General features: G+C 38.4%; 19 protein-coding genes. 12 read left to right on the top strand and 7 right to left on the bottom strand.

Annotated elements, in window-relative coordinates; all coding sequences use genetic code 11:
• Positions 1–30 precede the first annotated feature (30 nt).
• Positions 31–657 (bottom strand): lysophospholipid acyltransferase family protein, encoded by a 627-nt coding sequence (locus J580_RS19495; protein WP_032005385.1) that lies wholly within the window; start codon positions 655–657, stop codon positions 31–33.
• Positions 658–785: 128 nt separating this feature from the next.
• On the opposite strand from J580_RS19495, the gene J580_RS19490 reads away from it, so the two are divergent.
• The 6 genes from J580_RS19490 (at position 786) to J580_RS19465 (ending at position 7,774) form a co-directional block, all read left to right on the top strand.
• Positions 786–2,045: an MFS transporter gene (locus J580_RS19490; protein ID WP_032005383.1), complete on the top strand. Its 1,260-nt coding sequence runs from the start codon at positions 786–788 to the stop codon at positions 2,043–2,045.
• 73 nt (positions 2,046–2,118) lie between these two features.
• On the top strand, positions 2,119–2,310 hold the full coding sequence (locus tag J580_RS19485) for a hypothetical protein (protein ID WP_014207513.1): 192 nt from the start codon (positions 2,119–2,121) through the stop codon (positions 2,308–2,310).
• A 272-nt stretch (positions 2,311–2,582) separates the two neighbouring features.
• Positions 2,583–3,899 (top strand): DcaP family trimeric outer membrane transporter, encoded by a 1,317-nt coding sequence (locus tag J580_RS19480; RefSeq protein WP_032005382.1) that lies wholly within the window; start codon positions 2,583–2,585, stop codon positions 3,897–3,899.
• Positions 3,900–4,077: 178 nt separating this feature from the next.
• Positions 4,078–5,727, top strand: coding sequence for a phosphoethanolamine transferase (locus J580_RS19475; protein ID WP_032005379.1), 1,650 nt, complete (start codon positions 4,078–4,080; stop codon positions 5,725–5,727).
• A 14-nt stretch (positions 5,728–5,741) separates the two neighbouring features.
• Complete coding sequence (locus J580_RS19470) at positions 5,742–6,416, top strand: DNA-binding response regulator PmrA (RefSeq protein ID WP_002116411.1); 675 nt, start codon at positions 5,742–5,744, stop codon at positions 6,414–6,416.
• A gap of 23 nt (positions 6,417–6,439) precedes the next feature.
• Positions 6,440–7,774, top strand: coding sequence for a two-component system sensor histidine kinase PmrB (locus J580_RS19465; protein ID WP_032005378.1), 1,335 nt, complete (start codon positions 6,440–6,442; stop codon positions 7,772–7,774).
• Between the two features lies 1 nt (position 7,775).
• Here the strand turns inward: J580_RS19465 and J580_RS19460 are convergent, their stop codons facing one another.
• The 3 genes from J580_RS19460 to J580_RS19450 all read right to left on the bottom strand — a co-directional run bounded on the left by J580_RS19460 (position 7,776) and on the right by J580_RS19450 (position 11,000).
• Positions 7,776–8,486 (bottom strand): phosphatase PAP2 family protein, encoded by a 711-nt coding sequence (locus J580_RS19460; protein WP_081403723.1) that lies wholly within the window; start codon positions 8,484–8,486, stop codon positions 7,776–7,778.
• 138 nt (positions 8,487–8,624) lie between these two features.
• Positions 8,625–9,812, bottom strand: a complete 1,188-nt coding sequence (locus tag J580_RS19455; protein WP_025466615.1) for an ammonium transporter — start codon at positions 9,810–9,812, stop codon at positions 8,625–8,627.
• A gap of 303 nt (positions 9,813–10,115) precedes the next feature.
• Complete coding sequence (locus J580_RS19450; RefSeq protein WP_032005374.1) at positions 10,116–11,000, bottom strand: LysR family transcriptional regulator; 885 nt, start codon at positions 10,998–11,000, stop codon at positions 10,116–10,118.
• Positions 11,001–11,115: 115 nt separating this feature from the next.
• On the opposite strand from J580_RS19450, the gene J580_RS19445 reads away from it, so the two are divergent.
• From J580_RS19445 to J580_RS19435, 3 genes are all read left to right on the top strand, one after another.
• The gene (locus tag J580_RS19445; RefSeq protein WP_032005372.1) at positions 11,116–12,021 is read left to right on the top strand and encodes an AEC family transporter; all 906 of its coding nucleotides are present in this window, start codon (positions 11,116–11,118) and stop codon (positions 12,019–12,021) included.
• Between the two features lie 96 nt (positions 12,022–12,117).
• Positions 12,118–13,134: a hypothetical protein gene (locus tag J580_RS19440; RefSeq protein ID WP_032005370.1), complete on the top strand. Its 1,017-nt coding sequence runs from the start codon at positions 12,118–12,120 to the stop codon at positions 13,132–13,134.
• 187 nt (positions 13,135–13,321) lie between these two features.
• On the top strand, positions 13,322–13,900 hold the full coding sequence (locus J580_RS19435) for a class I SAM-dependent methyltransferase (RefSeq protein ID WP_032005368.1): 579 nt from the start codon (positions 13,322–13,324) through the stop codon (positions 13,898–13,900).
• 65 nt (positions 13,901–13,965) lie between these two features.
• Here the strand turns inward: J580_RS19435 and J580_RS19430 are convergent, their stop codons facing one another.
• Positions 13,966–16,863 (bottom strand): valine--tRNA ligase, encoded by a 2,898-nt coding sequence (locus J580_RS19430; protein ID WP_032005366.1) that lies wholly within the window; start codon positions 16,861–16,863, stop codon positions 13,966–13,968.
• A gap of 196 nt (positions 16,864–17,059) precedes the next feature.
• On the opposite strand from J580_RS19430, the gene J580_RS19425 reads away from it, so the two are divergent.
• From J580_RS19425 to J580_RS19415, 3 genes are read left to right on the top strand one after another with little or no spacing between them, the layout of a single operon-like run.
• Entirely contained in the window at positions 17,060–17,731 is a 672-nt protein-coding gene (locus J580_RS19425; protein WP_032005364.1) for a hypothetical protein, read from the top strand.
• Positions 17,732–17,756: 25 nt separating this feature from the next.
• Entirely contained in the window at positions 17,757–18,563 is an 807-nt protein-coding gene (locus J580_RS19420) for an SDR family NAD(P)-dependent oxidoreductase (RefSeq protein WP_032005362.1), read from the top strand.
• A gap of 53 nt (positions 18,564–18,616) precedes the next feature.
• Positions 18,617–19,051: a nuclear transport factor 2 family protein gene (locus J580_RS19415; RefSeq protein WP_017402613.1), complete on the top strand. Its 435-nt coding sequence runs from the start codon at positions 18,617–18,619 to the stop codon at positions 19,049–19,051.
• Here J580_RS19415 and J580_RS19410 read toward each other — a convergent pair.
• Together J580_RS19410 and J580_RS19405 are read right to left on the bottom strand one after the other, a co-directional pair.
• Positions 19,048–19,482, bottom strand: a complete 435-nt coding sequence (locus J580_RS19410; protein ID WP_032005359.1) for a YbjQ family protein — start codon at positions 19,480–19,482, stop codon at positions 19,048–19,050. The two genes, J580_RS19415 and J580_RS19410, sit on opposite strands and share 4 nt — an antisense overlap.
• Positions 19,483–19,489: 7 nt before the next feature.
• The gene (locus J580_RS19405; protein ID WP_032005357.1) at positions 19,490–19,840 is read right to left on the bottom strand and encodes a YbjQ family protein; all 351 of its coding nucleotides are present in this window, start codon (positions 19,838–19,840) and stop codon (positions 19,490–19,492) included.
• Positions 19,841–19,936 lie beyond the last annotated feature (96 nt).

Raw genomic sequence — 19,936 nt, 5'->3', positions numbered from 1 at the left:
GCTCATGAGACCAGATTTGCTCAATTTTTGCTAGGTTTTTTTCACTAGATTTTGTAAAGGTTCAGCAAGCCAATTACGATTTTTAGGTGAAATTTTTCCTTCATAACGCTCAAAAATCTTGGTGAGATCTTCATCGTAATTGCCACTTGGATTTAGGTGACCTAAACAGTGAATCGTCTTATGATCATAATCAAAAGAAAACATGACAATGGGAATATGAGCTTTTGCAGCAATATGGTAAAAACCACTTTTCATTTTTTTTGCTTTCTTACGTGTACCTTCGGGCGCCATTCCAATCCAGATCTTGTCATATTTTTGAATGGTTGCAACGACTTGCTCAGTAAGTCCATTGGCTGTGTCACGTTTAACTGGAATGACCCCAGCCCAATCTAAAGCTCGTTTAAATGGTGGTTTAAAAAGAGCATCTTTACCTAACACCGTAATTTGGATACCTAATCCGAAAATCGCAAGAAATCCATACCATCCATCAATATTGGAAGTATGGGGGGAAATAATCGCCACTGCTTTTGGCAAATTAGGAACTTCACCTTCAATTGTCCAACCTTGCGCTAAAAAAAGTTTTTTAAATAGCGCTCGGCTTAAAGCAGTACCGCGTTGAGGTACTAAATCAGGTAAATTAGGGAAATGTTGATCCATATTTTTTTAAATTTTAACTTGTCCTAGTTTTATCTTAATCTTTTGAAATATATGCTTCATTGGCAAAATGTAAGAACAACATGACATTTGATGTTATTCCTCATTAAACAAATAAAAAGTAGGTTTCTATGTTGCGGCAGCAAAATCTTTATCTTCTGCTATTTTCTCTATATTGGGCACAAGGACTGCCTGTCGGGTTTATGACCCATGCTTTACCCGTGATTTTAAGGGCACAAGGTGTGTCACTCGCCCATATTGGTGGTTTTGGCTTATTAATGTTGCCTTGGTCAATCAAGATTTTTTGGGCGCCGTGGGTCGACCGACACGCACTTTCCCGTTTAGGACATTATAGTAGTTGGATATTACCTACTCAGTTTTTGACGGTAGGTGTACTGTGTATTTTGTCTTTTTTCCCAGTTCAAGCTTTAGATCAACCTATTTATTTATTTGCCTTTTTTATTTCACTTCTTTTTATGAACTTAACTGGAGCAACACAAGACATTGCTACCGATGCTTTAGCAGTCAACTTGTTAAAACATGATCAGCAGCATTGGGGCAATACATTTCAGGTCATTGGTTCGCGGTTAGGTTTTATTGTTGGGGGAGGTGCCGTACTTTGGTGCTTAGACTGGTTAACATGGCAACCCACTTTTTTGCTATTAGCGACCATAGTATTTTTAAATACTCTACCAGTTTGGTTATTTAAAGAGCCTCAACATACTTCTCATGCGAGTCGCGAACTCAAGCTTGATCAGCAAAATTTAGTCCTAAAAATTAAAGCTTACCTAAGATATTTCTCTCAAAATAAAGAACTCCGCTCTTGGTTAATGGTACTGATCACTTTTAAAGTAGCAGACGGCTTAGCTGGACCATTACTTAAACCTTTAATGGTGGATATAGGATTAAGTTTTACTCAAATTGGTGTTTACATCACGATGCTCGGTGCAGTAGCAGCACTCGCTGGGGCGGCAATAGCAGGAGGAGTGCTTAAATACTTTTCAAGACCAGCAGCATTAATTGGCTTTTCAATTTTTAAAATTATGAGTCTAGGAGCCTATACTTATTTAGCCTATGCCTATGAACAAAAAATTCAGTTGAATGTCTGGGTTATATATACAGTCAATGCTTTAGAAGATGCATTCTCGGCAATGCTATTGGTAGCTATGTTGACTCTAGTCATGCATTACAGTCGAAAAGAATATGCGGGGACAGATTTTACCTTTCAGGTTTCAGTCATGGCGACTGTTAGCGGTCTTCTTTATAGTTTTAGCGGTGTGATTGGAGATGTACTCGGTTATTTCCATTATTTGATAGCTATTGTCATTATTGCAGTGATCAGTTTACTGCCTATTTTCCTCTGGAAACATAAGAAACTACAGGAAAAATAATGTTAACTAAATGAAATAAAGAACTTTAATATTGCTCAAGCAGTGATCTAAGCTTTATCTACTACCTTTGTCTATGTTTTTAAAAATGTATATTTTTAGCTATTTAAATGCTCAATTAATTGTGCCATCTTGTGTGGGTAGCAAATGGAAGCTAAATGGAGAAAAAATGGATTTGGATAACAAGAAAAATCATGTGAATCAATCAAAATGGGCAGAAAAATGTTCAATTAGATTGGTTATTAGCCTAAAGTCTAAAAAAGAATAATGAAATAACGATTTAATCATTCTATAAGATAAGAGAGTTGTGTAGGATTCGTTACAACATGAAGTTAAGGTAAAAATCTGTAAATCAAAGTATGTTTTTTATGTCTTTGTTTATAGGTTTTAGTCTTGCACAACGTTGAAATTGGTTTTGGTTGCGGTAATAAAATTAATGTAACCAATGTGGAGGAGAGTTGATTTTTTAGCCCCTAATTTAATGGCGTAAATCAACTTGGCATGGATAGGCAACATAAAATATATTTTTAGGAGTTTTTGATGGATCTATTCCTTAATCGTAAATCTTTCGTTATTAAAAGTTTAGCTCTTACAGTTACAGCTTTAATGATGAGTGGGGCACATGCTGCGACTTCCGACAAAGCGGAAATTCAACAGCTTCGTAAAGAAGTTGAAGCGTTAAAAGCTTTAATTCAAGAACAACGTCAAGTTCAGCAACAACAACAGCAAGTACAGCAACAACAGCAAGTGCAGTTAGCAGAAGTTAAGGCACAACCCCAAGCTGCTGCGCCAGTTTCACCTTTAGCATCATTAAAATCTAAAGCGGGTGCTGATGTGAACCTCTATGGTTTTGTTCGTGGCGATGCTAACTATATTATCGAAGGTGCGGATAACGACTTTGGTAAAGTAGCTGAATCAAAAGGTGAGGCGACTGATAAAATTCGTGCAACACCTAAAACAACTCGTCTTGGTTTAGATTTTACTGCTCCAGTAAATGATGCCAAAGTTGGCGGTAAAATCGAAGTTGACTTTGCGGGTACGAATGATGGATTACGTATTCGTCATGCTTTCTTAACTTATAACAATTGGTTATTCGGTCAAACAACTTCAAACTTCTTGTCTAACCATGCACCAGAAATGATCGACTTCTCGACAAACATTGGTGGTGGTACAACGCGTGTTCCACAAGTACGTTATAACTATAAACTTGGACCAACAACTCAATTGTTTGTAGCGGCTGAAGAGGGCGATAGCACTGGCCTTACTGGTAAAAAAGATGAAGATGGTGCTTGGGTAAATGACAGTATTAAATATAGCCTACCAGTCTTAACTGCCAAAGTAACTCAAGGTTATGCTGATGGAAAAGGTAATGCTTCAGCTCGTGCATTAGTTGAAAACTATAAATCAAAAGCTGGTGGTGACAACCAAACTGGTTGGGGTGTTGCTGTTGGTACCGACTTTAAAGTATCTGATCCTTTAAAACTATTTGCTGATGCATCTTATGTGGTAGGTAATAGTAACTATCTATACGGTAGTAATAAGGCCTATACAATCGTAGATGGTGATATTGAACAAAATGAATTTGTAGCTGTACAAGTGGGTGGAACGTATAAGATTTTGCCTAACTTACGTTCTACATTAGCGTACGGTGCTCAGTTCTCTGATGATGGTACTGATTATGCTAAAGCATATGCAGCAGGGAATGAAAAAGTTCAGCAAGCATGGATTAACTTCATCTATACACCAGTTAAACCAATTGATTTAGGCGTTGAATACGTTAACGGTAAACGTGATACATTTGATGGTAAGTCTTACAAAGACAACCGTGTTGGTTTAATGGCTAAATATAGTTTCTAAAAACAATATTTAGTTAAAAGCTCAAAAGACGAGGTTAAATCTAATCTCGTCTTTTTTTATATAAATTAAAAGAATTAGCTTGCTTTAAAGCTTCAGAATTAGATCATTTTTTATTTAAGTCATTTTTAAGTTTCAATTTCTACATTAGAGCATCATAAAAAGATTGTAGTCACCCAAGATGCTGAATTTTTTTTCTACTTTAAAACATAAACAGATTTCACTGTTTATGTTTAATTTGATTATAGCCATTTGGTTAGGGGCAATTCTAAATATTGGTTTTTATCACCAAGTCCATATTTTAACTCCATATTTTGGAATAAAGGCTATTCTATTTTTAGCTGCTACTGTAGTTATTGTGGTTGCTGCTTATTATGCGGTTTTACAGATTTTAAACTGGAAATGGACCGCTAAAATTTTTGCAATTTTACTGGTCGTGATTGGTGGTTTTAGCTCTTATTTCGTCAATACATTAGGTGTAATTATCTCACCTGATCAGATTCAAAATATGATACAAACTGATGTATCTGAAGTTTCTGATTTAATTTCATTACGTTTCGGGCTTTGGACAGTTTTCTTTGTTGTTTTGCCTATTATTTTAATTACTCAGGTAAAGCTTAAACGAGAAAAAGTATCTTATCTATTGATGAAAAAGCTTGGTTCGATTGTAGCCTCATGTGCAATCGTGGGTGTTTTACTATTTGTTTATTATGTTGATTTTGCATCTATTTTTCGTGAGCATCGTGATTTGAAAGGTATGATCTCACCACAAAATAGTATTTCATCTTTAATGTCTTATTATCACAAAATGGCGCCTAAGAAGAACTTGCCACTTATACATTATGGAGAAGATGCTCATCAAGTTCAGCAAGTACAAAGCAACTTGCCTAAATTAATGGTTCTCGTTGTTGGTGAGACAGCTCGTGCGGAAAGTTTTGCATTAAATGGTTATTCGAAAAATACGAATCCGGAACTTTCTAAAAAAGATATTTTGAATTTTTCCCAAGTCAGCTCATGTGGTACAGCAACTGCTGTGTCGGTTCCATGTATGTTCTCTGGAATGCCTCGCGTTGACTATGATGAACAACTAGCAAGCCATCGTGAAGGTCTATTGGACATTGCTAAACGTGCGGGTTACCAAGTAACTTGGATTGATAATAACTCTGGCTGTAAGGGCACTTGTGATCGTGTTGAACAGTACAAAATACCTGAAAAGTTAAAGCAAAAATGGTGTAAAGATGGCGAATGCTATGACGATATTTTAATCGATAGCTTAAATGATTATTTAGCGACTATTCCTAAAGAAGATACTCGTCCGCGTCTAATTGTTTTACACCAAGTCGGAAGTCATGGTCCAGCCTATTACAAGCGTGCACCTGCCCAATATCAACCGTTTAAACCGACTTGTGATACTAATGCGATACAGGGTTGTTCTCAAACAGAGTTATTAAATAGTTATGATGACACTATTGTATATACAGACCATGTGTTAAGTCAGATCATTAATAACCTAAAAGAATTATCGAAATATCAAACAGGTTTATGGTATTTATCTGATCATGGTGAATCAACGGGTGAACATGGTTTATATTTACATGGTTCACCATATGCAATTGCACCGACCCAACAAACGCATGTACCAATGATGATGTGGTTTTCTGATAGCTGGAAACAACACAACCTTGCACAAGTGAGTTGTTTAGGCCAACAAACTAAAGAAAAGTTAAGTCAGGATAATTTATTCCCAAGCTTACTGAGTTTGTTAGGTGTAAAAACTCAGGTCATCAACCCTCAACTGGATATGCTGCACTCTTGTGCCCATGTGAATTAAAGCGAGCCTAGAACATGACAAAAATCTTGATGATTGAAGATGATTTTATGATTGCAGAGTCAACAATAACGTTGCTGCAATATCATCAATTTGAAGTGGAGTGGGTCAATAATGGCTTAGACGGTCTGGCTCAGTTGGCTAAAAATAAATTCGATTTAATTCTTTTGGACTTAGGGCTACCTATGATGGATGGCATGCAGGTCTTAAAGCAAATTCGCCAAAGAGCAGCAACTCCCGTTTTAATTATTTCAGCGCGAGATCAGTTACAAAACCGTGTTGATGGCTTAAACCATGGTGCAGATGATTACTTGATCAAACCATACGAGTTTGATGAGTTACTTGCTCGTATTCATGCGCTATTACGCCGTAGTGGCGTAGAGGCTCAGCTTGCGAACCATGAGCAACTATTACAAAGTGGTGATCTGGTTTTAAATGTTGAACAACATATTGCAACGTTTAAAGGACAGCGTATTGATTTGTCTAATCGTGAATGGGCAATTCTGATTCCTTTAATGAGTCACCCAAATAAAATCTTTTCTAAAGCAAATCTTGAAGATAAGTTATATGATTTCGATAGTGATGTAACCAGTAATACGATTGAAGTATATGTGCATCACCTGAGAGCTAAACTCGGGAAAGACTTTATCCGAACGATTCGAGGATTGGGTTACCGTTTAGGGCAATCGTAACTTAATTTTGGAACTTCATAACAGTGCATTATTCATTAAAAAAACGACTGATTTGGGGCACCTCAATTTTCAGTGTCATCTTAGGTTGTATATTAATTTTTAGTGCGTATAAAGTTGCACTGCAAGAAGTTGATGAAATTTTAGATACCCAAATGCGTTATTTAGCTGAGCGAACAGCTGAATATCCATTGAAAACGGTAAGCAGTGAGTTTGATTTTCATAAAACTTATCATGAAGAGGATCTATTTGTAGATATTTGGGCTTATAAAGACCAAGCTCATTTATCTCATCACCTCCATTTATTGGTTCCACCCGTTACACAAGCAGGTTTTTATTCGCATAAAACTAGTCAAGGTTTAATCCGTACCTATGTTTTGCCATTAAAGGATTATCAAATCCAGATTAGCCAACAAGAAAAAGTCCGTGAAGCTTTTGCTTGGGAGCTTGCGGGCAGTATGTTTATTCCATATTTGATTATCTTACCATTTGCGATTTTTGCTTTAGCTGCAATTATTCGTCGTGGGCTGAAGCCGATCGATGACTTTAAAAATGAACTGACTCATCGTGATTCAGAAGAACTAACACCTATTGAAGTTGTAGATTATCCTCAAGAATTGTTACCCACAATTGATGAAATGAACCGACTTTTTGAGCGCATTTCTAAGGCACAAAACGAGCAGAAACAGTTTATTGCAGATGCAGCCCATGAACTTCGAACTCCTGTGACTGCTCTGAATTTACAAACTAAAATTTTAATTAGCCAATTTCCTGAGCAGGAATCGCTGCAAAATTTGAGTAAAGGATTAGCACGTATTCAGCATTTGGTGACACAGCTTTTAGCGCTGGCTAAGCAGGATGTTTCTTTAAGTGTGATTGAACCGACGAGGGCTTTTCAGCTTAATGATGTCGCTTTGAATTGTGTTGAGCAGCTTGTCAATTTAGCTATGCAAAAAGAAATCGACTTGGGCTTTGTTCGTAACGAGCCAATTGAAATGCATAGTGTTGAGCCAACAGTTCATTCAATTATTTTTAACTTAATTGATAACGCTATCAAATATACGCCTCATGAGGGGATGATTAATATTTCTGTTTTCACTGCTACAGATGGCGATGCGTGTATACAAATTGAAGATAGCGGCGCGGGGATCGACCCAGAACATTATGATAAAGTCCTAAAGCGTTTTTATCGTGTACATCATCATCTTGAAGTGGGGAGTGGTTTAGGTCTATCCATTGTTGACCGAGCAACTCAACGTTTAGGTGGGACTTTGACACTAGACAGAAGTTTAGAGCTTGGTGGACTTTCGGTTTTGGTTAAGCTTCCGAAGATTTTACATGTTCACGAAACAAGGACTTGAGTTAGACAAGTTCTTGTTTGATTCGTTTTTCAAACTCAAAGCGGTGAATACAAACGGCATAAAATAAGATATTTACCGCCCAAATGACCCAACCAGTCCATAAATTATGACTCAGGAAATGTGCTCCACGCATCATTTGTGCCCATCCCATCATAAAGCCTAATAAAATGCCTGAAATGAGATAAAAATAGGCACGTTTCGGTTGCTCAAGACGATAAACAAAATAACCTGTCATTAAAATAAAGCCAGCGCTTGCATGTCCACCCGGAAAGCAATGCCCATGTTTCGCAGTAAAGTCCCAAATATAGCCACCTAAGCTGTTAGGATGAATCATATTCCAAGGACACGCATGAGCAGATTGTGATTTTAAGAGACCAACCAGTGCGCTACCAATCATGCTCACAAAAAACATATAACCATATTGCCAGCGATAAAGCTTTAATTTCTCAATTTTAAATGACGCAAGCCATAGGCCAAAAAAGATGACATAAATACCAGTAATGATCTGTTTTACAATTTCATGATTAAGTCTTTCTAGATACCAATTGTCTCGATTGAAAAAATGACCTGTTGAATCAATCCAAGGCTGGATGAGGTACATATCAATTTTCCCACCCACTGGAAAAACGATTAAAAGCAGGAAAAAACTGAAAAACAGAAGAATGATATTAATCTGGAAAAATTGTTTTTGTTGATTCATGCCATGCAACATCAATTAGATTGTGAGTAAAGGCATTACATAAAATAAAACTTAAATTGCTCTTAAACTATACTGAAGAAATAAGTTCAATTTTCCTTAAAAATAAAAAAGCGACGAGAGGTATCGTCGCCCTGAGCACTTTAGAAAGTATTAAAACATACCCTCTTCAGAGTTTGCCGAAATTTTATGAATAGACAAATCTGCACCACGAAACTCGTCTTCTTGAGATAAACGAATGCCAATGGTCGCTTTAAGTAAACCGTAAACAATAAAGCCGCCAGCAAGCGCTATAGCGATCGCGAGCGCTGTCCCGATGAGTTGTGAGGCAAAAGATACGCCGCCTAAGCCACCCAGCCATTGTTGACCAAATAAACCTACTGCAATACCACCAAATGCGCCACATACGCCGTGTAAAGGCCATACACCTAACACATCGTCAACTTTAAGTTTGTTTTGAGTATAAGTGAATAGATATACAAACATAGCCCCAGCTGCACCACCAATAACAAGTGCACTGATTGGATGAACAATGTCAGAGCCTGCACAGATTGCGACTAAACCTGCAAGTGGACCGTTGTGTAAGAAACCAGGGTCATTTTTCCCAATCGCATTAGCTGTAATCGTACCGCCAACCATAGCCATAAGTGAGTTAATGGCAACTAAGCCAGAAATTGCATCAACACGCTGAGCACTCATGACGTTAAAGCCAAACCAGCCTACAATCAAAATCCATGAACCAAGCGCCAAAAATGGAATAGAAGAAGGGGGATGAGCACTTACACGACCATCTTTCTTATAACGACCAGAACGCGCCCCCAATAAAATGACAGCAGCAAGTGCAATCCAACCGCCCATGGCATGAACTACGACTGAACCCGCAAAGTCGTGAAAAGCTGCGCCAAAGGTTGTTTCTAACCACTTTTGCAGACCGTAGTTACCATTCCAGACCATACCTTCGAAAAATGGATATACCAGCGCAACTAAAGCGAGTGTGGCAATTGCTTGTGAACGCATTTTTGCGCGTTCAGCAATACCACCCGAAATAATGGCAGGAATTGCCGCAGCAAAAGTGAGTAAAAAGAAGCAACGCATAAGGTTATAGCCATGATCACTTGATAAAACCGTACCATCATGGAAGAAGTGCTGGCCATAAGAGATGTAGTAGCCAACAAAGAAATATGCGATTGCAGAAAGGGCAAAGTCAGTCAGAATTTTACTAAGTGCGTTCACCTGATTTTTATGGCGAACCGTACCAAGTTCCAAGAATGCAAAACCTGCGTGCATGGCAAGAACCAAAACTGCACCAAGTAATAAGAAAAATAGATCTACATTTTGCATAGCATGCTCGAAAAAAGTGCTAAATTCCATTTTGGAACAAATCTGGGTCTGTAAATTGCACCAAAATAGATTTAAGGAATCTAAAAACCTAAGTTTGTCGAAACAAACTCAATTGCATAAAAGTGAATATGCAATAAGCGCACCAATTTGGATTAAGTAAGGGGTTTTTGGCGATAAATGGTGCGTTGATTTGGTTAAAGAGGAGCAGTTTTGGCGCTTTTTACGTTACAAGTCATCTAATACGCTTATAAATTGTCCTGAAAGAGATCGTTATTAAATTTTTTAAAAATTATCTATATTCAATTAATGATCAGACCAAACCGATTGCGCGACTTCAATAAAAGCTTTCGCAGCGGGGCTCATGTGCTTTTTATTTTTGACTGCGAGGCCAATAGAACGTTTAAGGTTCGGTTTAAAAGGACGTTTAACTACATTTGGATAGAGTGAGAGTAACTCTTTGGTGAGCACCATATCAGAGACAATTGAAATCCCTAATTGATTGTGAACCATGCTAACGATACTTAGAATTTGTGAAACATAAAATTTGATGTCTGGTTTCACATTAAAGTTTTTTAAAATTAATTCGACCTGATGTCGACTACCCGCCATTGTCATAATAAAAGGGCAATTTTCTAGCTGGGCTGGATCAATATAGAGTTGTTGTGCGAGTGGAAATTGATTGGGAATTAAGGCAACAAAACGATCTTCAATTAATCGGAATGTATCAAAACGCTCATCTGGCATAATCAAAAAACCAACCTCTATGCGCCGTTCCAATAACCACTGAGCAACTTCTTTATCTTCACCTTCATCGATAAAAATTTCGATTTTGGGGTAACGCTGCCGAAAGGTTTCTAAAATTTCAGGCAGTAAATAAATAGAGGATGACGCCCCAAACGAACCAATACGTAATGTGCCTTCATTTAAACCGTGGATAGCAGCCACTTCTTTTTCTAATGTATCGGAAATACTCAATAGCTCTTTTACATGAGTCAATAACTGCTGACCTGTCGTAGTCAGCTCAATATCGCTTTGAGTTCGTGAAATGAGGTTAATGCCCCATTGTTGTTCTAATGATTTAAGCGCATGAGAAACTGCTGACTGAGAAATTCCCAATTTTTCTGCGGTAGCTGTAAAGCTTTTCAGTTCGGCAATGAGTGCGAAAATTTCAAGTTGGGTAAAGGTCATGTTGTATTTATTATGAGTAAAAACTCATTTTATCATGAGTTTTTATTATCTTTAATATATGAGTAAGCCAAGGTAGTTGCCAAACAGCAAGCCCTAACAAAACTCGAGTAAAGAAATGAATAATATTGTTTTATCTCTTTTTCCTTTAGTTGCATTAATTGCATCGGGATACTTATTTAAAAAATATCGTTTTTTTAGCGATGAGTTTTGGGCTGGGGCAGAAAAGCTGAATTACTATATTTTATTTCCTGCTTTGCTTTTCAGTACATTATCGACCGCAAAAATTGACTTACAAAGCTTGAGTACAGCCATCATTGCGATGTTGGTTGTGGTTTTAGCAGTAACTGCATTTTTATATATCCTCCGAATGTTTTGCCACATACCACCTGCACGTTTTGGTGTACATGTACAAAGTATGGTTCGCTTTAATACCTATATTGGTTTGGCATTAGTGACTTCGCTTTTTAAAAGCGAAGGGATGGCAATACTGGCAATTTTATTGGCGCTTTGCATTCCACTTGTGAACGTTATTTCGGTGCTTGCTTTAACATCTAAAGAACACATGGCAATTAAACCTATTTTAATTGCACTTCTTAAAAATCCTTTAATTGTATCTTGTGCGGTCGGGGCAGCAGTCAATGCACTTCAAATCCCGACTTGGGAAGGCTTTACTCAGTTTATTAAGCTTTTTTCAGTGTCGAGTTTGCCGTTAGGTTTATTATGTGTTGGCGCAGCTTTACAGTTTATGCAAATTAAAAAAGACATTGTGGTATTGGCAGCAGACACGTTTGCTCGACTTTTAGCAGTACCTGCTTTGGCTTACGCGGTCTGTACGTGGTTTGGTTTACCAAGCTTACAAACACAAATTTTAGTTATTTTCTTTGCGTTGCCGACGGCTTCTGCTTCATACATTTTAACCAAAGTTTTGGGTGGAGATAGTCAGCTCATGGCAGCTGTAATTAGCTTTCAAACCTTATGTGCTGCCGTGACTTTGCCACTAGTGATTTGGTGGATTTCTTAAGATATAAATCTTTAGACTGACTCGTATTTAAAGAATGCTTTGCTACCTTCCTCATCTGATTATTGCTACACTTTTTTCTTTTACAGGTGGATGAGTATGTCCTTTGATCTCAAAGTGAGCTTGCAGCAAAGGTCTGAGCCATCTGCACAGCAGAAAAAACTGAACCGCCTGATTGATAAAATAGAACAGCAAAAAGTTAGCCTGAGCACATGGCAAAATGCACAAGCCGAGATTCAACAGCACATTCGGCAAAAACTGATGCCTGTGTATAGCGATTTGCATGAGGTCTTATTTCAGCAGTTGGACCAACTTTGGAATATGTTGCATAGCCATGAGTTTTCTAAAGCAGATATGCAACAACTAGATGAAAAAATTGCCCAACTTGCACAAACGTTGAAGCGCTCCAAAATGCTATCTGCTGAACAGTTAGAGTTGGTGAAGCAGATTGATACTTTTTATCAGCAACATGCGGGGGAGTCGGCAAAAAAGAATAAAAAAGTTCAGTTAATAAAATTTGAATACGAAGAAAGTGCTGATCAAAGTGCAGATTTAGAAGAAGACTTTGAACGGTATGCGGCTGAGCAACAACAAGCGCGTGAACAAGCCAAACGGCAAAAACAGCAACAGAAACGTGAACAAGCTGAGCAAATGGCAGCGCAGTCACTCAAAACAGTTTATTTAAAAATTGCCGCGATGATTCACCCAGACCGTGAGCAAGATGAAACTAAAAAATTAGAAAAAACCGAGCTGTTTCAACAAGCCAGTCAGGCCTATGAAAAGCAGGATTTGTTTTATTTACTCAAACTCCAGTTACAGCTTGAACAGAATAAAGGGCTAGGTGCTAAAGACTTATCTGCCGAGCAATTGAGGTTTTATAAACTGGCTTTAGATGCACAAAGTCAGCAGCTTGAAAGTCAAATAGCTGAGATTTTAGATTCTTTTCAGTTAGCCAAGAATGTAAAAGCAGAGCATGTGCATATCAGTGATGTTTATAAAGCTGTCGATGCTGATTGTGCTGAGTTAAAACAACAGTTGAAGTGGGAAAAAGAGCGTTTAAAGCATATGAAAAAGGTGAGTGGGTTAGAGATGTTGTTGGGGCATGGGGCGCTTTAATTATCTTTGATAAGCCTATTGGCGTATTCAACTTATGGCAGCAATAATTAGATTTATACTTTATTTGCTGCCATAACCATACTAGTGATGAGGTTGTGAGAGAGTAGCTTCTGAAATAAGAAATCGTTGAGATTGGATTTTTTATAAAATATAGTGTGGGAATTATAAAAATTAAAAGATCGGATTTATGAATGAAAAATTTATTCAATTATCAAGAGAACTTAAACATAGACCTATTTTAGAGAAGGCTTTAGGTCATTTTCCTAACTTACCTTTAATTGCTATAGATTGCGGCTGTGGCGCTGGCAATGAATCTGCTTATCTACTCTCAAAGGGATTTAATGTTCATGCTTTTGATATTTCAATTGATGCACAAAAAGTCTGTGCTGAGCGATTCAAAGATGACTCTAAATTTACTTTCTATCATGAATCTTTTGAAGACTTTAATTTCCCGTCTGCAAGCTTAATTATTGCTTCATCAAGTCTATTCTTTTGTGAGCCAAGCTATTTTTATAGTGTAATTAAACGAATTATAAATGCACTTCCTGATGGCGGAATTCTGGTAGTTGATTTATTGGGGACTCAAGATGAATGGGTTATTAGAGAACCTAAAAAATTTATAGGTTTTACGTACCAAGATATAGGCGATTTGTTTTTATGCGATTTTAATTTATTGTTTCATAAAGAAATTGATGAAAAATTACCTTTGCTGAGTGGTTATATAAAATCATGGCATCTTCATATGCTGATTCTACAAAAAAAGTAATTTCTAAATATAGAAAAACCCAGAACCTGCTTGCACAGATTCTGGGTGTATTCGACTAAAAAAGCTTAAAGCGCAGCAATTTGCTCCATGTTCGCTTTAACTTTCTCTAATTGAGCAGCAAACTCAGCAAGCTTGGCTTTTTCACCTTCAACAACAGCTGCTGGTGCTTTAGAAACAAAGCCTTCATTTGCAAGTTTGCCCGCGATTTGGTCGTGTTGCTTTTGGATTTTATCCAAGTCTTTTTGCAAACGAGCAAGCTCAGCTTTAGGGTCAATTAAGCCTTTCATTGGTACAAATACCGATGCATGGCTAACAACACTAGAGCAAGACAAAGGTGGTTCTTGGTCTTTATTCAAGAACTCAATGCTTTCAACTTTAGCCAATGCTTTGAACAACGCTTCAATACGAATAATTTGTTCACGTTCAGCATCAGAAGTGTTTTGAAGTAATACTGGCAACAAGCGTGCATTACCTAAGCCCAACTCACCACGAATGTTACGTACTGCACCAATCAAACCTTGAAGCCATTGCATGTCTGCTTCAGCTTGTTCATTGATTTTTGCTTGCTCAGGAATAGGGTATTGAGCAGTCATAATGGTTGGGCCACCTTGACCAAGCATTGGTGCAAGAGTCTGCCAGATTTCTTCTGTCAAATACGGCATTAACGGATGAGCCAAGCGTAAAGAAGCTTCCATGACTGCAAGTAATACACGACGTACTTCAGCTTTACGCTCTTCTGAAACTTCTGCATCGTTCAGAACTGGTTTAGTTAACTCAACGTACCAGTCACAGTATTCATTCCAGATAAAGTCGTAAATTGCTTGAGCAGCAAGGTCTAAACGGTAAGTTGCGAACGCTTGATGTACAGCAGCTTCAGCTTTTTGCAGACGGCTGATAATCCATTGTTCTGGAAGTTCCCATAGATCAGGGCGAGCTTGTTGACCAACAGTTTGACCTTCAACATTCATGAGAACGAAACGAGTTGCGTTCCAGATTTTGTTACAGAAGTTACGGTAGCCTTCAACACGTTTTAAGTCGAACTTGATGTCACGACCAGTGTTTGCAAGGGCACAGAATGTGAAACGAACTGCGTCAGTACCGTAAGCATTAATGCCTTCTGGGAACTCTTTGCGCGTTGATTTTTCAATCTTCGCTGCATCTTTCGGGTTCATTAGGCCAGTTGTACGTTTTGCAACTAAGCTTTCTAAATCAATACCGTCAATCAAGTCTAATGGGTCAAGTACGTTACCTTTAGACTTCGACATTTTTTGACCTTCACCATCACGTACCAAGCCGTGAACGTAAACAGTCTTAAATGGAACTTGAGATGAACCATCTTCATTTTTCATGAAGTGTAGGGTCATCATGATCATGCGGGCAACCCAGAAGAAAATGATGTCAAAACCAGTCACCAACACATCTGTAGGGTGGAAAGTTTTTAAGAAATCATTTGCTGCATCTTTTTGTGCATCGCCAGTCCAACCTAAAGTTGAGAATGTCCAAAGTGCAGATGAGAACCATGTATCAAGAACGTCTTCGTCTTGTTTAAGTTCAACGTCAGCCGCGATGTTGTTTTTCGCGCGTACTTCTTCTTCGTTACGGCCAACATAGATGTTGCCATTTGCATCGTACCAAGCTGGAATACGGTGACCCCACCAAAGCTGACGTGAAATACACCAGTCTTGAATATCACGCATCCACGCCATGTACATGTTGCTGTACTGCTCTGGAACAAACTTAATACGGCCATCTTGAACTGCTTCAATTGCAGGTTCAGCAAGTGGAGCAATTTTTACATACCATTGGTCAGTCAGTAACGGCTCAATGATCACGCCTGAACGGTCTCCACGTGGCGCTTTTAAGTCATACGGTTGGATTTGATCTAACCAGCCTTCAGCTTCAGCTTGAGCAACTAATTTTTTACGTGCTTCAAAACGCTCTAAACCAGCGTATTCCGCAGGTGCAGTAATCGTTTTAGAAATTTGTTCGCCAGCTTTTGCAATATATTCAAACTCACCTAAAACTTCGGCATTTTTGTTGAAGATATTAATGATTGGTAAGCTATTGCGTTTACCTAGGTCATAGTCATTGAAGTCGTGAGCAGGCGTGATTTTTACACAGCCAGTACCGAAGTCTTTTTCAACGTAGTCATCTGCAACGATCGGAATTAAACGACCAGTAATTGGTAATACAATATTTTTACCAACAAGGTGCGCATAACGATCATCTTCAGGGTGAACAGCAACAGCAGTATCACCAAGTAAAGTTTCAGGACGAGTTGTTGCAACGACTAAATAGTCTTTGCCGTCTTGAGTTTTAACTGATTTGTCTTCAAAGAAATATTTAAAGTGCCAAAGTGAGCCTTTTTCTTCTTTGCTTTCTACTTCAAGGTCAGAAAGTGCTGTTTGAAGTTTAGGGTCCCAGTTTACTAGGCGCTTACCGCGGTAAATTAAACCGTCTTCGTGCAAACGAACGAATACTTCTTTAACTGCGTTTGATAAACCTTCGTCCATCGTGAAGCGTTCACGTGACCAATCTACCGAAGAACCTAAGCGACGAATTTGTTTCGTAATTGTGCCGCCAGATTGTTCTTTCCATTCCCAAACTTTTTCGATGAACTTATCACGGCCTAAGTCGTGACGAGTTACACCTTGTAAGCCAAGTTGACGCTCAACAACCATTTGAGTTGCAATACCAGCATGGTCTGTACCTGGTTGCCACAACGTGTTTTTACCCATCATGCGGTTATAACGGGTGAGGGCATCCATAATGGCATTGTTAAAACCATGGCCCATGTGCAAACTACCAGTGACGTTTGGTGGCGGAATCATGATACAGAATGATTCACCGTGACCAGAAGGTTTAAAGTAACCTTGTTCTTCCCACGTTTTGTACCACTTCTTTTCGATCTCGGTTGGATCGTATGTGGTTGCAATATTTTGAGCGGTTTGAGCGTCAGTCATAGTAGCTTAGATCGAATATGCATAAAAAATTGCATCTATTGTAGCAAAAAAATGCCTCGAAATTAATGTGCTGAAAACAGATAAACGGTTTTGTATTTTTTTCAAAAAACGGTAGATTTATGAAAGATGGATCACAATTTAATCGTGTGGCGACACGGCACAAAAATTACAAAACAATTGAAAAAGGATGCTGCTGATGAGTTATGAAGTTTTTTTGAAAATTTCCGATTCGACTTATACACAATTCGAGGCTATTCGGCAAAAACTACATGATGGGGTAAGCCAAAGTCAGGCAAAACCTTTAGGCGATGTACTCTCTGATCTTTCTTGTGAAATTATTGAGCAGGTTTTTTCTGTGCTTTTACAGTCAGGAAATGCAAGCATGTCTCCAAAACAACAAGCTGAGTCTGAAAAAGTTATTCAGCAAGTTTTAGAGACTTTTCGAAAATACATGCCTTGGTCAGTTTCATTCTTTGGAAATGAACGTCTTTTACCCTTAGTTGACTACATGACATCTCTCATGAAAGAGCAAGGGCAGCAAGTTTATATTACCTATCCGGTCACACTTCAACTCGTGCAACAAGCCGAAACTCTTACCCAGCAAATTCGTGACGGTAATATGCAAAGCATTACGGCTGCATTTGAAACGCTCATACAAATTGTGGATTTAGGCGTAACAAGCCTAGTACGTGAACCTAAAAAGCGTTTAAAATTTAATTTGGTTGTCGATAAAACTCTTAACGGAGTCATCAACATGACGACGCATTTGGGCTATAAACGTTTGGAAAAGTTAGGGACACAGGTCGATCAGACCACAGCAACTCATTATATCAATCACTTTTTGGCCTTCATGCATCAAGCAGCATAATTTAAAAAGATAATAGGAACATCACATGGCCAAACTTGATACTTTGCAAAATAAAGTGGTATGGATTACGGGCGCATCTTCTGGTTTGGGTAAGGCCTTAGCAGGGGAATTGGCTTTACAAGGCGCAAAGCTGATTTTGACTTCGCGTCGTTTTGAAGAATTAGAAGAGGTTCGGGTTGGCTTATTAAATCCCGATCATCATTTGTCTGTGGTCGCAGATATTACTGATGAAAAGCAGGTTCAAGAGGCTTACAAGCAGATTTTAAAGGCGAAAGGCCGTATTGACTGGCTCATCAATAATGCAGGTTTGAGTCAACGTGCTTTAATTAAAGACACGACAATGGCAACCGAACGCGCCATCATGGAAGTCGATTATTTCTCACAAGTTGCGTTAACTAAAACCGTCCTACCGACCATGCTAAAACAAAAGTCTGGCCGAGTTGTATTTGTGTCGAGTGTAGCGGGTTTATTGGGTACACAGTACCGTGCAAGCTACTCGGCTGCTAAAGCAGCGATTCACATGTGGGCAAATAGTTTACGTGCTGAGGTCTCAGATCAAGGTGTCGAAGTTTCGGTTATTTTCCCTGGTTTTGTAAAAACTAATGTTTCTTTCAATGCACTCAATGGTGCAGGGGAACCTCAAGGCCATCAAGATGAAGCAATTGAAAATGGTTTAGAAGCAGATGTTTTTGCAGCGCAAGCTGTAAAAGCGTTAGTACAGGGGCAAGAATATATTGTTGTGGGTGGGGCTAAAGAAAAACTGGGTGTGATGGTTTCTCGGATATCACCAAAACTTCTTTATAAAATGATTCGGAAAACAAAAGTAAAATAAAAAAGTGATTTCGCCGTGCTAAATTGGTGAAAAACCCGCATAGAAGGTTCACCATGGATCAGGATTATCACCGTATTTTAGAAGTCGTCACGCGTTTTCAATTGGTCTTTGATCAGAAAAATTGGGATGCTTTTGATGAGTTGTTGGCAGATCAACTTGAGGTGGACTATTTCCAATTTAGAGGAGAGCCTTTATGTGTCGTATCTTGTCATGAATATAAAGGTTCTCGGCAGCAAGCCTTATCCCATTTGCGACTACAGCACAATTTGAGCAATCCTCTAATTCGGATTGAACAAGATCAAGCTTGGTTAGAATGTAATTATCAAATTTATCGTTTTTCAGAAAATGATTATTTTCATTCTTTTGGTCGTTATTATTTTACGTTGGCGAAACAACAAGACCGTTGGAAAATTACCCGAATTTGCCAACACTTAACTAAAAATATTGGCAATCCGCGCATTCATTTTTCTGAGGTTGGGCAGTATTAATCTTTAACTGCTGTTCCATAAGCAAAAACTTCGACCATTCCGCCTTGCATTCCGAGTTCGGTTGTACTCAGCCGAACTCCCATAATATGAGTAGCACCGACACTTTGAGCTTGTTGTTTTAAACGTACAATCGCCTCTCGGCGAGCGCGTTCAACAATACTTTCATAACTGGTTAGTCTTCCACCTAAAACATTTTTTATAGATGCCAATACATATTTAAAGTAATCATGAGAAATCACAACATTACTGCTAATAAAGAGGCCTAGTTGATCACTTGTTGCAAAACGATTGGTATCAATTCTGATATGGGCAAATTGTTGCTCTTTTTCTAGAAGTTCATTCAAATGTTTTCGTTCAATATGGCGGCCAAAGGCCCAACCAATACTGAAAAGAATGAGAAAAATAACAAGCTGAAAAATAAGATTATCCATTTTCTACCTATGCATTAAATGGATCGGGTAGATGAGGTGCTTGAGGCTGCACAACCACTGCTGTGCCATACACAAATAACTCAGAAGCACCTTGTGCAATATTGGAAGTTGAAAAGCGAATACCCACAATCGCATTCGCACCAAGCTGTTGGGCTTTTATAATCATACGCTGCATGGCTTCTTGGCGAGATTCTTCTAATAATTCGGTATAACCCGTCAGTTCGCCACCCACAATATTTTTTAAACTTGCCATCAAGTCACGGCCAACATGCTTACTACGAACAGTACTTCCGTAAACAACATCCAGCTGCTTTAAAATTTGGTGGCCTGGAACACTTTCTAAATTACTTAATAACATTGTTTTTTATCAATCTAAATTCTTAAGGTTTCAAGATAAAAAATATTCAGATGAGTTGCAATAAAAAAGCCCACCGAAGTGAGCTTTTGTGAATAA

This window comes from Acinetobacter sp. 1542444 (assembly GCF_000581835.1).
Taxonomy (GTDB): Bacteria; Pseudomonadota; Gammaproteobacteria; order Pseudomonadales; family Moraxellaceae; genus Acinetobacter; species Acinetobacter pittii.
Note: the sequence above shows the minus strand (reverse complement) of the source record. Positions and strands in the feature narration are given on the sequence as shown.

Coding starts and splice junctions, on each gene's coding strand:
- J580_RS19495 (WP_032005385.1), bottom strand. CDS start 657: ATGGATCAACATTTCCCTAATTTACCTGATTTAGTACCTCAACGCGGT.
- J580_RS19490 (WP_032005383.1), top strand. CDS start 786: ATGTTGCGGCAGCAAAATCTTTATCTTCTGCTATTTTCTCTATATTGG.
- J580_RS19485 (WP_014207513.1), top strand. CDS start 2,119: ATGTTTTTAAAAATGTATATTTTTAGCTATTTAAATGCTCAATTAATT.
- J580_RS19480 (WP_032005382.1), top strand. CDS start 2,583: ATGGATCTATTCCTTAATCGTAAATCTTTCGTTATTAAAAGTTTAGCT.
- J580_RS19475 (WP_032005379.1), top strand. CDS start 4,078: ATGCTGAATTTTTTTTCTACTTTAAAACATAAACAGATTTCACTGTTT.
- J580_RS19470 (WP_002116411.1), top strand. CDS start 5,742: ATGACAAAAATCTTGATGATTGAAGATGATTTTATGATTGCAGAGTCA.
- J580_RS19460 (WP_081403723.1), bottom strand. CDS start 8,486: ATGTTGCATGGCATGAATCAACAAAAACAATTTTTCCAGATTAATATC.
- J580_RS19455 (WP_025466615.1), bottom strand. CDS start 9,812: ATGCAAAATGTAGATCTATTTTTCTTATTACTTGGTGCAGTTTTGGTT.
- J580_RS19450 (WP_032005374.1), bottom strand. CDS start 11,000: ATGACCTTTACCCAACTTGAAATTTTCGCACTCATTGCCGAACTGAAA.
- J580_RS19445 (WP_032005372.1), top strand. CDS start 11,116: ATGAATAATATTGTTTTATCTCTTTTTCCTTTAGTTGCATTAATTGCA.
- J580_RS19440 (WP_032005370.1), top strand. CDS start 12,118: ATGTCCTTTGATCTCAAAGTGAGCTTGCAGCAAAGGTCTGAGCCATCT.
- J580_RS19435 (WP_032005368.1), top strand. CDS start 13,322: ATGAATGAAAAATTTATTCAATTATCAAGAGAACTTAAACATAGACCT.
- J580_RS19430 (WP_032005366.1), bottom strand. CDS start 16,863: ATGACTGACGCTCAAACCGCTCAAAATATTGCAACCACATACGATCCA.
- J580_RS19425 (WP_032005364.1), top strand. CDS start 17,060: ATGAGTTATGAAGTTTTTTTGAAAATTTCCGATTCGACTTATACACAA.
- J580_RS19420 (WP_032005362.1), top strand. CDS start 17,757: ATGGCCAAACTTGATACTTTGCAAAATAAAGTGGTATGGATTACGGGC.
- J580_RS19415 (WP_017402613.1), top strand. CDS start 18,617: ATGGATCAGGATTATCACCGTATTTTAGAAGTCGTCACGCGTTTTCAA.
- J580_RS19410 (WP_032005359.1), bottom strand. CDS start 19,482: ATGGATAATCTTATTTTTCAGCTTGTTATTTTTCTCATTCTTTTCAGT.
- J580_RS19405 (WP_032005357.1), bottom strand. CDS start 19,840: ATGTTATTAAGTAATTTAGAAAGTGTTCCAGGCCACCAAATTTTAAAG.